Origin of the sequence: Pseudanabaena biceps PCC 7429 (genome assembly GCF_000332215.1) — a bacterium.
Lineage (GTDB): Bacteria > Cyanobacteriota > Cyanobacteriia > Pseudanabaenales > Pseudanabaenaceae > Pseudanabaena > Pseudanabaena biceps.
Map to the genome: position 1 here is coordinate 1 of NZ_ALWB01000030.1, position 12,840 is coordinate 12,840.

10 protein-coding genes are annotated in these 12,840 nt (G+C 44.8%); 6 read left to right on the forward strand and 4 right to left on the reverse strand.

Annotated elements, in window-relative coordinates:
- Window positions 1-169 precede the first annotated feature (169 nt).
- Both PSE7429_RS05450 and PSE7429_RS05455 read left to right on the forward strand, forming a co-directional pair.
- Complete coding sequence (locus PSE7429_RS05450; RefSeq protein WP_009626082.1) at window positions 170-1,174, forward strand: Gfo/Idh/MocA family protein; 1,005 nt, start codon at window positions 170-172, stop codon at window positions 1,172-1,174.
- Between the two features lie 13 nt (window positions 1,175-1,187).
- On the forward strand, window positions 1,188-3,461 hold the full coding sequence (locus tag PSE7429_RS05455; protein ID WP_009626083.1) for an FdhF/YdeP family oxidoreductase: 2,274 nt from the start codon (window positions 1,188-1,190) through the stop codon (window positions 3,459-3,461).
- Window positions 3,462-3,545: 84 nt separating this feature from the next.
- Here PSE7429_RS05455 and PSE7429_RS05460 read toward each other — a convergent pair whose 3' ends face one another.
- Window positions 3,546-4,028 (reverse strand): 2TM domain-containing protein, encoded by a 483-nt coding sequence (locus PSE7429_RS05460; RefSeq protein WP_100228891.1) that lies wholly within the window; start codon window positions 4,026-4,028, stop codon window positions 3,546-3,548.
- A 221-nt stretch (window positions 4,029-4,249) separates the two neighbouring features.
- Window positions 4,250-4,792: an isopentenyl-diphosphate Delta-isomerase gene (gene idi / locus PSE7429_RS05465; RefSeq protein WP_009626085.1), complete on the reverse strand. Its 543-nt coding sequence runs from the start codon at window positions 4,790-4,792 to the stop codon at window positions 4,250-4,252.
- Window positions 4,793-5,155: 363 nt separating this feature from the next.
- On the opposite strand from idi, the gene PSE7429_RS05470 reads away from it, so the two are divergent.
- Window positions 5,156-5,734: a CAP family protein gene (locus tag PSE7429_RS05470; RefSeq protein ID WP_009626086.1), complete on the forward strand. Its 579-nt coding sequence runs from the start codon at window positions 5,156-5,158 to the stop codon at window positions 5,732-5,734.
- Window positions 5,735-6,022: 288 nt separating this feature from the next.
- Here PSE7429_RS05470 and PSE7429_RS05475 read toward each other — a convergent pair whose 3' ends face one another.
- Window positions 6,023-7,390: a (Fe-S)-binding protein gene (locus PSE7429_RS05475; protein WP_009626087.1), complete on the reverse strand. Its 1,368-nt coding sequence runs from the start codon at window positions 7,388-7,390 to the stop codon at window positions 6,023-6,025.
- A gap of 233 nt (window positions 7,391-7,623) precedes the next feature.
- Window positions 7,624-9,012, reverse strand: a complete 1,389-nt coding sequence (locus PSE7429_RS05480; RefSeq protein WP_009626088.1) for an FAD-binding oxidoreductase — start codon at window positions 9,010-9,012, stop codon at window positions 7,624-7,626.
- A 530-nt stretch (window positions 9,013-9,542) separates the two neighbouring features.
- Between PSE7429_RS05480 and PSE7429_RS05485 the strand changes: the two genes are divergently transcribed.
- The 3 genes from PSE7429_RS05485 (at window position 9,543) to lipB (ending at window position 12,806) form a co-directional block, all read left to right on the forward strand.
- Complete coding sequence (locus PSE7429_RS05485; protein WP_009626090.1) at window positions 9,543-9,722, forward strand: hypothetical protein; 180 nt, start codon at window positions 9,543-9,545, stop codon at window positions 9,720-9,722.
- Window positions 9,723-9,964: 242 nt separating this feature from the next.
- Window positions 9,965-12,046 (forward strand): ribonuclease catalytic domain-containing protein, encoded by a 2,082-nt coding sequence (locus tag PSE7429_RS05490; RefSeq protein ID WP_009626091.1) that lies wholly within the window; start codon window positions 9,965-9,967, stop codon window positions 12,044-12,046.
- Window positions 12,047-12,125: 79 nt separating this feature from the next.
- Window positions 12,126-12,806, forward strand: coding sequence for a lipoyl(octanoyl) transferase LipB (gene lipB, locus PSE7429_RS05495; protein ID WP_009626092.1), 681 nt, complete (start codon window positions 12,126-12,128; stop codon window positions 12,804-12,806).
- Window positions 12,807-12,840: the final 34 nt, after the last annotated feature.

The window sequence follows — 12,840 nt, forward strand, 5'->3', positions numbered from 1 at the left end:
TTAATCTGTAACAACCATCTAGATATTTTCCCTCATCCTTTCCTTTTTAGGACTACCCCTGACTTAAGTGAATATCGCTATAATTCATTGAGGTGCTGGCTCACTTCAGTGAATTGGTATAAGCTCAAGATGGCTAATTCCAAGCTGCCCATACGTCTAATCTTCAATCATGACCAGTTCTTCTTCTATTTATCAGAAATTTCCTCAACCTCTGCGGGTTGGCATTGTTGGCTCAGGCTTTGTGGCTAGGTTACGGGCTGAAATCTTGAGTCAAGATTCGCGCATTGCCCTAACTGCGATCGCGGGTACACCTGAAAAAGCAGGAGCGATCGCGCAGGATTTGGCGATTCCCCACATATATCAATATTGGTCTGAACTGGTCATGCGTCCCGATCTTGACTTGGTGGTGATCTGTAATGTCAATCGCGATCATGGGGCAGTAGTCGGACAGGCTTTGCGATCGGGCAAACATGTGATTGTGGAATATCCTCTATCCTTTCATCTCGCAGAGGCAGAAGAATTAGTCAATTTGGCCCAACAGCAGAATTTGTTGTTACATGTCGAGCATATTGAGCTACTGGGTGGTGTACATCAATTGGTAGTGGAGCATTTAGCAAAGATTGGCAATCCTTTTTACGCACGATATTCCACCAAAAGTCCGCAGCACCCCGTACCCGACAAATGGACCTATAAACCCGACCTATTTGGGTTCCCTCTGACAGCAGCCGTATCGCGTCTAAATCGAATCATCGTTCTCTTTGGGAAGGTAAAGGCTGTTACCTGTCAGTTACGCTATAGTGGCGATCATTTGCCCCATCATTTTACATCCTGTGTTTGTAACGCTCAACTTCAGTTTGAGAATGGCGTGCTTGCTGATGTTAGCTATAGCAAAGGCGAAAATTTCTGGCAGCCAGAGCGGATTATGGAATTACAGGGTAGCGAAGGCGCGATTATCTTTTCGGGAGACAAGGGCAAGTTAATTTCGGCGGCAGGAGAAAGGGAACTTGATGCAGGCTCCACCAGAGGGTTGTTTAAAAAAGATACAGAAAATGTTCTTTCCCATCTATTCGATGGGACACCGCTATATACTAGCCATGACAGCATTCTCCATGCGCTGGCTATTGCCAATGCTGCCGAAAAGTCAGCCCTAAGCAATCAAACCGTTATGCTTTAGACAATATAAAATTATGGCTGACTCGACATCCTCCGAAACAGCGATCGCCAATTCCCTCGGTAGCCCAAAGCCAGAAATGGGCGGAGGTTTGCCCGTGATTGGCTATTGGGCGGAGAAGACTCTCGATCTGAAGGGAGGGCTCTTATGGAAAACCCTGTTACATAAAAGTGCTTGCCTATCCTGCGCTTGGGGAACGGGCGGACAAAAGGGGGGATTTCAGAATGAGGATGAGGAAAATTTACAGCGCTGTGCCAAGAGTGTTGAAGCGATCGCTTCAGAATTAATGGAAGCCATTCCCCCCCATTTTTTTGAGAGGTTTACCTTAGCAGAACTACAAAATCTTAATTCAATGGAAGCCGATCGCCTCGGTCGATTGAGTTTTCCTGTTATTAAACGTGCTCATCGCGATCGCTATGAAAGGATCTCATGGGATGAGGTCTATGAAATTGTTGTCCGCGCCTTTCAAAAATCTCCTGAGCGCCTCGCCTCCTATAGCTCAGGGCGATCGTCTAACGAAGCCGCTTACCTATTGCAACTGCTAATGCGATCGCTAGGTTCTAATAACCTAGCGGATTGCTCCGATCTTTGTCATGCCCCCTCAACGGTGGGATTAAATCAGGTATTTGGTTCTGGCACTTCCATGGTCAGTCTTGGAGATTTAAAGCAGAGTGATTGCATTGTATTAATTGGCTCCAATGCCCCTGCCAACCATCCGCGTTTGATGAATGAATTGATTAAACTCCGCGATCGCGGTGGCAAGATCATCATCGTCAATCCTCTGATCGAAATTGGGCTAGTTAAATTTGCATCGCCCGCCTATCCGATTAAATCTTTGCTCAAGGGTTCCGACATTGCTTCCCATTACATTCAGCCAATATCGGGAAGCGATACGGCGGTTTTTCTGGGAATTCAGAAGGTTCTGCTGGAGAATAATTGGATTGATTATGATTTCCTGCGGCAATATACGGAGGAATGGGAAGAGGTAATCGCACAGGTACAATCTCTGGCTTGGGAGGACATTATTCGTACCTGCGGAGTCTCTCGCGAAGAATTGGAAATTGCCGCTGAAATGATTGGCACTTCGCAAAGGGTTGTTTTTGCTTGGGCTATGGGAATCACCCAGCATTCCAATGCCGTAGATAATATTTTTAGTATCACTAATACGGCGCTTTTAACAGGCAATGTGGGTAAGGAAGGGGCAGGGACGATGCCAATTCGCGGACATTCTAACGTACAGGGATTTGGCTCGATGGGCGTAACGATTCGGCTCAAAGAGGAGATTATGCAAGCCCTAGAGAAGTTGCTACAGCGATCGCTCAGTCGAAAAATGGGCTACGACACTCGCGCTTTGATAGAGGCAAGTGATCGCTCGGAAATTGATACCCTGCTCTGTCTCGGCGGCAATATCTACGCTGCAAATCCCAATCTCACCCAAGCCAAATGCGCCCTCGGCAAGATCGAAACGATTATTTATATTTCCACCAAGCCCAATCTCGGACATTTTCACGGACTCGCCCAAAAGGATACATTAATCCTGCCTGTCTTTGCCCGCTTTGAAAATCCCCATAAAACTACTACCGAGTCAGGAAATAATTTCGTGCGGCTCAATGATGAAGGTGCATCCCACCTCAGCCAAAAGGAAGGAACCGAATTGATTTCAGAAGTCGAGCTTCTGGCGGAACTTGCCGATCGCCTCCATGGTAATGATGTAATTAACTGGCGATCGCTGCAAGATCCCCAATATGTGCGGCAACTCATCGCCCAGACAATCCCCAACTACGAAAAAATCGGAGAAATTGATGCGACCAATCAAGAATTTACAATCCCCGATCGCATCTTCCATACGCCTAAATTCCCGACTCCATCGGGAAAAGCCAAAATGTTTGTAACGCCTTTGCCCCAGCTAGAATTACCTGATATTGCCAGCTTTGACCTTCCCACAGATACTGCTCAAGTGATCGTCCTTGTTCTCGGTACGGGACGCAGCTATTCTCAACACAACACCGTTGTCTATAAAGATGGTGACTATTATCGCGGAATGCCCCATCGCAATTGCATTTTGATGAATCCGATGGATGGCGATCGCGCAGGCTTTCAAGAACATCAACGAGTTACGGTCAAGGGCAACGCTGGCAAAATGGAGCAGGTAGAAATCATCTACGGACAAATCCGTGAAGGCTCGGCACTGATGTTTTATCCCGAAGTTAATACAATTTTTAGCGTTCCTATTGATGAGCGCTGTGGCACGCCAGCCTTTAAGCGAGTGCCCGTAGCTGTATATAGCTAGCTAGAGGATGGTGGCGCTTTGCACCACCATCCTCTACTGGGGTTTGCGGTTAAAGAAGTAGCGTCCAGCGCTACTTCTTTAACCCTACTTGAGCCATTCTTCGAGGCTATTGGTTAATTTGCCTGTAATTTGTGCCGTAAGGCGATCGCGTTTTTGTTTTTGCTGCCACTTTTGGAATTGTTTTTGGTATTCTTCGCTTTCAGTTTGATAGGTTACCCATGCATCTAATGCCACCGCTAAGCCCCAAAACAATAGCGGATAGATTGCCCACCCAATTTTTCCTGATGTGAAAAAATTTAATGCTACTAAGAAGGAATTCACGATCGCATATTTTAAGAGGTTTGATTGAAATGATTTCTTTTTATATTTATCAAACTCTCCATACTCTTGGCGGACGACTTGGGTTGATTGCCATTCCTGCACGGATGCTAAGAAATCGGCTTCACTAATGCCCATATCGGAAGCAATCTCATATACCTGCTGTTTCGTCAGACTTTGACCATTAGTTCTTTTGGCTAGGGCATAGCGGAGAATCTGATCGACTTGCTCTTCTGAATAAGTTTCCATATGTTCTTCTATTACCTCCATTACATTAGTTAAGCATTAATAAGTAGTTCGGCATAATTAAAAACCAAAACCAGAGAGCATACCGCCCGCGCAGCGGGCGGTATGCTCTTCTTGGTTTTAAGTTTACTTATGCCTAGCTACTTAGTTAAGCATTATAGTTAAATCACCCTTGAAGTAGCTAAACGAAAGCAAGGTTTACTTAGGACATAAAACGCCAATGCTTACTGTATGGCAGTAATAAAGCGATCGCAGCAGTCGCGAAGCCAATAGGTATAGGCTTGGGGATTTTTGAGAAGATCGGCTTGTAAAATTTTTAAATCTATCCATTTCCAATCTTCGGCTTCTTCAGGATTGAGAATTGGTTCGCGATCGCTATAGCCGACAAACACATGGTCAAATTCATGCTCTGTTAGATCATTATCTAGTTGAGCGTGATAGACAAAACTAAATATTTCCCGCAACTCACAGTCAAAGCCCATTTCTTCTTGCAAACGTCGGTGGGCAGCCAGCACAGTTGTCTCTTCATGACGGGGGTGACTGCAACAGGTATTTGTCCAGAGTCCTCCCGAGTGATATTTATGTTGGGCGCGTTTTTGTAATAAAAGTTGTCCCTGAGAGTTCAACACAAAAACCGAAAAGGCTCGGTGTAATAAACCATCGCGATGAGCCTGTAATTTTTCTGCAACCCCAATTTGGCGATCGTTAATATCTACTAAGACAACTTTTTCTTCCAACTTTGTAGCCGCTTGCAGCCCTGTACTCATGATATTTACAAATAATTACAAATGATATTTACAATAATTAAAGAGTAAAAACATATTAAAAACCTTATTTAGCAAGGCTCCTAACATATTATCTGGTTTTGATGCAGAAAGTAGTGTTAAAAGGTAGGGATGGGCGGCGCTAAGCGCCGCCCATCCCTACCTTTTTTAGCAATACCCAGAAAGTAATAGGCGATCGCCTCATTAATTGGCTAGGCATAATTACAGCAATTAACGATCAAACCCGTAAAGTTGCCTCCCGAAGGGAGGCAACTTTACGGGTTTGGGCAATTTATTTTGCGCAAGTAGTTAGATTTAACATTGGGAGACTAGAATATTATTCGATCAGTTTAGGTATTTCATAAAATGTTCATCAACAAGCAGCTATTTATCGGTTTAGCATTAACCAGCTTGACTATTGGGCTGGGTACTAACCATGATTCCGTATCGGCTCAAACGGTTAATTTAAGTACTTTACGCAGTACGTCTCTCTCCAAACACAATACCTATCGCAGTATCCATCGTAGTCCTGCGATGTCTCTCAATAACTCCGTGAATAGCACAGCGCAAGCTTGGGCAGATAATCTAGCGGCTACGGGAACATTTGCCCATAGTTCTTCCGCTCAGAGAAACGGGGCTGGGGAAAATCTGTATGTCTACTACACCACAGCCCCTTCGATCGCTTCAGATACCCTCGCCAAGAATGCGATCGACTCTTGGTATAACGAGGTGAAACTTTATAACTATGCCGCTCCTGGATTTTCCTCAGCGACTGGTCACTTTACGCAGGTGGTATGGAAGGGCAGTACCAAACTAGGCTGTGGTGCATCTAAGGGAACGAAAACACTTAATGGCACTAGGTATAACGCTTTTTATGTAGTTTGCCAGTACAGTCCTGCGGGAAATGTCATGGGGCAGTTTCCTGCAAATGTGTTAAAGCCTTAAAAAAGTGCTCTGCTAAATGGCTAGGCGCAATTAAATGTAAAACCCTAAAACCTGTGGCGGACGCGTAGCGATCGCCGCAGGTTTTAGTTCAGGATTTTAACTATGCTGAGGTACTTAATACCAATTCACTGAAGTGAGCCAACACTTCAATAAATTAAAAAATATAAGTAGCTAGGTAGAATTAAAAACCAAAACCAGAGAGCATACCGCCCGCTACGCGGGCGGTATGCTCTTCTAGGCATAAGTAAACTTAAAACCCAAAAAACTGTAGCGCACGCGCAGCGTGCGCTACAGTTTTTGGCCGCGAATGGAATAGTCCAGCAGTTCCATGGGATGCATGAGTGGAGTATTTTTATTTTGCAATTTTAAATGTTTGCGAATTTGGGTAATGCAGCCAACATTGGCGGAAGCAATTAACTGAGCGCCAGTATCGGTGAGGTTCGTTACTTTCATTTCTCCTAACTCATGCCCGACCTCAGGTTGCAAGATGTTATAAATTCCCGCACTACCACAACAAAGAGCCGCATCAATGGATTCCCTTAGCTGAACATTCGGAATTTGGCGTAGCAAACGACGGGGCTCAAGACTGATTTTTTGCCCGTGCAGCATATGGCAGGCATCTTGATAGGCGATCGTTAAGGGGCGATCCTGCAAAGGGGATAGCTTGGCAGTGAGCCCAACGCGATCGAGAAATTCCTGTACGTCTTTTACTTTCTGCGAAAATAGCGCTGCTTTGGCGGCATAATCTGGATCGTTTTTTAAAATATGACCGTATTCCTTGAGAGTATGTCCGCAACCCGATGCGTTCACCAATATTGCGTCGAGATTTAAATCGGCAAAAGCATCGATAGTTTGTTTAGCAAGTTCTAAGGTTTGCGCTTCCTGACCTTGGTGATGGGACAAAGCCCCACAACAACCTTGCAGTTTCGGGACTACCACTTCACAACCATTTGCCGTTAACACCCGCACCGTGGCATTATTCACCTCTGGCAAAAATACCCGTTGCACGCATCCCAATAACATGCCTACGCGATAGCGCTTTTCACCTTTTGCCGCAATAACTTCAGGAAAATTATCTTGAAATGATTGGGCAGTGAGGTTGGGCAGGAGCGATTCCATCGCTAAAATCTGCTTGGGCAATAGTTTTTCTAGCCAACCGAGCGATCGCTGTAATTTTTGTAAACCTAGTTTTTGATAAGCCAAGAGGGGCGCAAGCAAAACCCTGAGCCTTTTGGGATAGGGAAAAGTGGCAAAAATAAATTTTCGTAATAATTGCTCAGGTAGCGATCGCCTATGATTTCTTTCCGTTTGGGCGCGTGTTGCTTCGATGAGTTGGTCGTACTCCACGCCCGAAGGACAGGTAGTGACACAGGCCAAACATCCCAAACAGGAATCAAAATGCTGGGCGATCGCTGGAGAAAGAGGGATCTCACCCTCATTAATACCATCCATTAAATAGATGCGTCCCCTTGGAGAATCAGTCTCTTTGCCAATGACGCGATAGCTCGGACAGGTAGACAAGCAAAAGCCACAATGAACACAGGCATCAATTAATTGCGGATTGGGTGGATTTTTGCTATCAAAGGCTGGAAACAGAGAATCGCTCCTCAAGTCAGTATTTCGGTTCTCAGAGTTTGGCTGGTCGGGAACTTGCATATTTACTCGTGAATTTACTCGTGAATTTACAAAAGAAAGCTTGTATAGCAAAATCCCAAAGCCCATTTATAGAGTTGTGGCGCGAAGCGCCACAACTCTATAAATGGGCTTTGATAAAGGTTTTTGGGGATTTTGCTAGCATAACTCGATACCGCTATCGGTGGTGGATAAAGGAAGAAAACATTTGCTAAAAGTAAAAATAAGACAAAAATAAGGCAAAAATAAGGTAAAAATCATGAAAACATGCGATTGGGACTCAATAGCCCTCTCGCATCGAACTGTTGGCGAATTTTGCCCATCAAATCGCTGGCATTGCCCTGATATCCCCACACATTAGTTTTAAATTTCAACTCTTGGGGGGCTTCGAGAATTGTCAAAAATCCTTGGTGAGCTTCAACAAGACTCCTGACCTTAGCTATCTGGGTCGCGATCGCCTCTAAATCCCCAACCTCCTCTACCCGTAAAATGCCTAAACCACTACCAGTATGGATTTGGAGGTAATAGGATTGGCTATCAAAGATTTGTTCGCATTGCTGAAGAAAGGCAACGCTCACTGAGGGCAATATGCCTAATTTGCAAATTATATAATCCTCATTGTCAGTAGATGGAGTAGATGGAGTAGATGGAGCCAAAGCTGGAGCCAAATTCCGTAGCTCATCTTGCCAGATGAGGATCTCTAGCAATTCCCAAAATTCGCGCGTTTCACCCAGTACCTGTACTTCTAAATTTAGTTCCTTGGCAAGGGTCGCTAAGCGATCGCCCTGTTCGATTACGCTAGCTTTGAGACTGGAAAATTGCATTACTAAGCCCATCTCTTGCCCCAACCCCAGATCGGCGATTGCCGTTGCCGATAGTAGATCGCAGGCTGTGGGTGTAAGTACTGAGGTACTAATTTGTTGTTGAGCGGCGGCGATCGCTTCGGCAGTACCAGTCAGTACGACGATCTGAGTAGATTCAGGTAAGGGATAAAGTCGAAAGGTAATACTGGAGACGATCCCTAAAGTGCCGTAAGAACCCGTTAGTAATTTCATCAAGTCGTAGCCCGCCACATTTTTGACGACACGACCTCCTGCCTTGACCAATGCGCCATCTGCGCGGACAAACTCGATCCCCAAGCACATGTCCCTCACACTGTTATAGCGGTGGCGTAATGAGCCTGAACTGCCCGTCGCGAGGATCCCGCCCATAGTTGCCTCGGCAGCATAGGGCGGATCGATCGCTAAAAATTGTCCCTGCTTAGCGAGCAGGGTTTGCAAATCCCGATACTTACCCCCCGCCTCAACCGTAACCGTGAGATCACCAACACAATGCTCGATCGTCCGATCAAGCCCTGCGGTACTGACAACTAGATCCGCTCGACTTACTAAACCACCCCAATCTAATTTAGTCGCATTGCCACAGGGCAAAACCCGCAAACTGTAATTGTAAGCTAGGGTAATCGCCCCAGATAATTCCGCGATCGTTTGCGGATAAATCACGCAAGCAGGAGGCAAGCTATCGGGAGCAAGACTATTGACAATGCGACGATGCAAATTTGGTTCTAGTCTCTCAAATAAAGACACATTATCCTTACCGATTAGGTCAGTGCATAATGCGATCAGTTCGTTATCAGTAATTCTCACAAGCTTAATGTCCGTAGGTGCGCGGGTATACCACCAAGTGCTACCCCAAGAGATCGATATTACCGCAATTATCGATCAAACTAACCATAGGGAAATTTTTGAAAGCGTTGCGAAGCAACGCTTTCAAAAATTTCCTTGGTTTGGGTTTGAGCGCAAAGCGCTGTAAATCATCCAGATAGCTCATCCACCTAGAGCTTTGCAAGCTTTGATAAAGCCCATAAATTTAGAAGTAGCCCGAAAAGGCATATCTCTAATTTTATGGGCTTTATTTATGGGCTTTATGCTGTAGGGGTTAGAAATTATTGCTAAATGTGATGATAATCACTGCAAACCTGACGCTTAAATTACATTCTTATATGGCTTAGGCGATTATCATACAGTTTAGTTATATTTCCCCTTTATGACTAAACTGGCAATTAGTCTCTAGGTAACAAGTTTATAAATAGTACTCAGCTAAAGTTCGGGAAACAAAAAGACGTAAATTTTAGTCACTGCGCTCGTTGGGACAACATTGTTGGAGGAATATGAAGATGAATAGCACATTTAGCATCAAATCTAGTATCGCCTTGCTAGTTTTGGGTGTTGCTATGCTTGCAGCCCCCAAACAACCAGCAAAATCAACGTTAGACGCGCTTATCGGTTACCAACCTGAGATCGCCGCCTCAGCCTTAGGCGCGATCGCTAGTACTATGCAATATGAAATTGTTTAGTCCAAAATTCATCCAGTAAACGCGGTAATAATTGTCGTTTTTACTAGATGAATTTTGAAACAAACATTTACTGAACTTGCTAGAAAACAAACTAGAAAAGAAACTAGACAACAAACTAGAAAACAAAAAAGAGAAGCATCGTCAAGTAATACCTCTCTTTTTTGTTTTTTCCTACAGTGACCGATAGATAAAACGGTAGAATATTAAAGACAATTTTTGGCTTTGGTGGACAAGGGGCAATTTTGGAAAAAGGTACGCTAATCGAAGTGAAATTGCATGGCGATCGCCGCCTTGTCGTGATTGATCGTCCTGAAGGGAAAAAGCACTTTCAAGCGATCGATGAAAATGGGAACAGCCATACCATCCATCCCCGTGAAATTAATTACACCATCAAAGCGAATGGCGAAAGCTCCAGTTTCACCTACACCCAAATTCCTTCATTTTTACAAAAGGTTGAAAAATTTCTCGATCCCAGCAGCCTAGAGGTGGCTTGGGAAATTTTGATTGAAGAAAATCAGGCAACAAATCCCACCAACCTTGCCAACCTTTTGTTTTCTGAAGCCTCAGCGGTTACCTGTTATGCATCCTATTGCTTATTAAATAATGACAAGATTTACTTTAAGCAGAAAGGGGATCTCTACGAGCCGCGATCGAGTTCGCAAGTCTCAGAACTAAAGCATCAAGCGGAAGCCGCGGCCCAAAGAGCTAAATTAATTGAAGAGTTTCAACAAAAGCTATCAACTAGGTTATCTGGCGGTGAGGTAACTTGGACTGCGAGCGATCGCAGTCGGCTGGACTGTCTGGAACGCTATGCTCTCTATGGTGATGAGGCTTCAGATAAGTCCGCCGCCCAAGAGTTATTAACCTTTGCCAAGCGCTCTAAAAATGAACAGTCCGCCTTTCAAATGCTCGTTGATTTAGGCATTTGGAACGAACATGAGAACCTTAACTTGCTGCGTAGTCAAGTTCCTCTACATTTTGCCAATGAGGTGGTTGCGGCTGCCCAAGATTGTCTAAATGCGCCAATTCCCGACAATATGCAGGACTTGCGGCGCGATCTCACCCATCTTCATGTTTATACGATTGACGATATCAGCACGACGGAAATTGATGATGGACTGAGTATTGAAACGCTCAGTGATGGTGGCAAGCGTATATGGATTCACATTGCCGATCCGACTAGGTGGCTTGATCCTGATAGTCCCTTAGACAAGGATGCACGCAAGCGGGGCACAAGTGTCTATTTGCCCACAGGGGTGATCCCCATGTTCCCGATTGAGTTAGCCGCAGGTCCCATGAGCTTGATCGAAAATAAGGTCTGCCATGCGCTTTCTTTTGCCGTCGATCTCGATCGTGTTGGTGCGGTTTCCCATTATGAAATTGTGGCAAGTTTAGTAAAGCCGAACTATCGCCTCACCTATGAAGATGTAGAAGAGATGTTGCAACTAGGGGTAGAGGACGATCTTGATCGCCTTGCCGATTTTGCCCGTCTTCGCAAAAAATGGCGCGTCGAGCAGGGTGCGATCGAAATTCATTTACCCGATACTACGGTCAAGGTCAATTCTCAGAGTGGCGATGGCTTGACCTTAGAATTAATGGAAGATACTTTTTCGCGGCAATTGGTGGCGGAGATGATGATTCTCGCGGGGGAAGTAGCTGCAAAATTTGCCCAAGCCAATAATATTCCCATTCCCTATCGATATCAGGAACAGCCCGAATTGCCTCCTCTCGATACTTTGATGCAATTGCCATCGGGGCCTGTGCGCGAATTTGCGATCTGTCGCTGCATGACCAAGGGTTCCTTAGGTTTATATGCGTCGCGTCATTCAGGTTTGGGGCTTGATGCCTATGCTCAGGTAACTTCGCCGATTCGTCGTTACAGCGATCTGCTTGCCCATTGGCAGATCAAAGCTTTTTTGCGTAAGGAATCTTTGCCCTTTACGGCGGAAATGCTCACGGCAATTTTGCAGGCGATCGATCCTGCGATTTGGGATGCTAATCAAGTTGAAAAACAATCAGTTCGTTATTGGAGCCTAGAATATCTGCGACGCAATAAGGATGTGGTGTGGGAAGCTCTCATGTTGGATTGGTTGCGCGAAAACGAAAAACTAGCGTTAGTGCTGATCGAAGATTTGGGTTTGAAGTTACCTATGCGAATTAATCGTCAGATTCAAGTAGGCGATAATCTGCGCATTAAGACTGGTGAAGTCGATCCCCGCAAAGATATTATTTATTTTCAAGAGGCGCAGCAATCTACTTCCCTTTTAGAAATGGAAATGGAACGGGATAGCGATCGCCTTGAATCTGAGTACGCAACTCTCTAAATCTCGCCCATAATTTTGCCCATAATTTCGCTAATAAACTTCTGCATTTCCCTTAATAGTCGTGGAATCTCTATTTAATATGCGTCGCCCCTGTTTGCTTTACCAAAGCGATCGCCCAATTCCCTATCTCACAGCATGGCAATGGCAAAAAGAGCTAGTAGCGGAGCGGAAACAGGCAAGACGTGAGGGTAAGGATTTACCCGATGTGTTATTGCTCGTGGAACATCCTGCCGTTTATACCCTTGGTCAAGGTTCAAGCTTAGAATTTCTCAAATTCAAGCTTGATGAACCTGATATCGAGTGTCATCGCATTGAGCGTGGTGGAGAAGTTACGCACCATGCGATCGGGCAACTAGTCGCCTATCCTATTCTCAATCTCGATCACCATCAGCACGACCTGCATTGGTATTTGAGACAACTCGAAGAAGTAATTATTCAAGTTCTAGCTAAATTTAAGGTAACTTCGCAGCGCATTCAAGGCTTAACTGGCGTTTGGATTGATAATGCTGGTCAAACTCAAAAGATCGCACAAGTTGGAATTAAAGTAAGTCAATGGATTACGATGCATGGCTTTGCGCTAAATGTATGTATGGACTTAACAGGATTTAATCGCATTGTTCCCTGCGGAATCTCCGATTGCCAAGTTTGTAATCTGAATCAGTTTGTACCAGATATTGAGTTTGTAAAAGTAAAAAAGGCGATCGCGCAAACCTTCGGTGAGATATTTAATTTGGAAATGCAATTTCAAGCGATTGGCTAAAAGATATAATTACCAATTTCTAAGCTTGGATAAA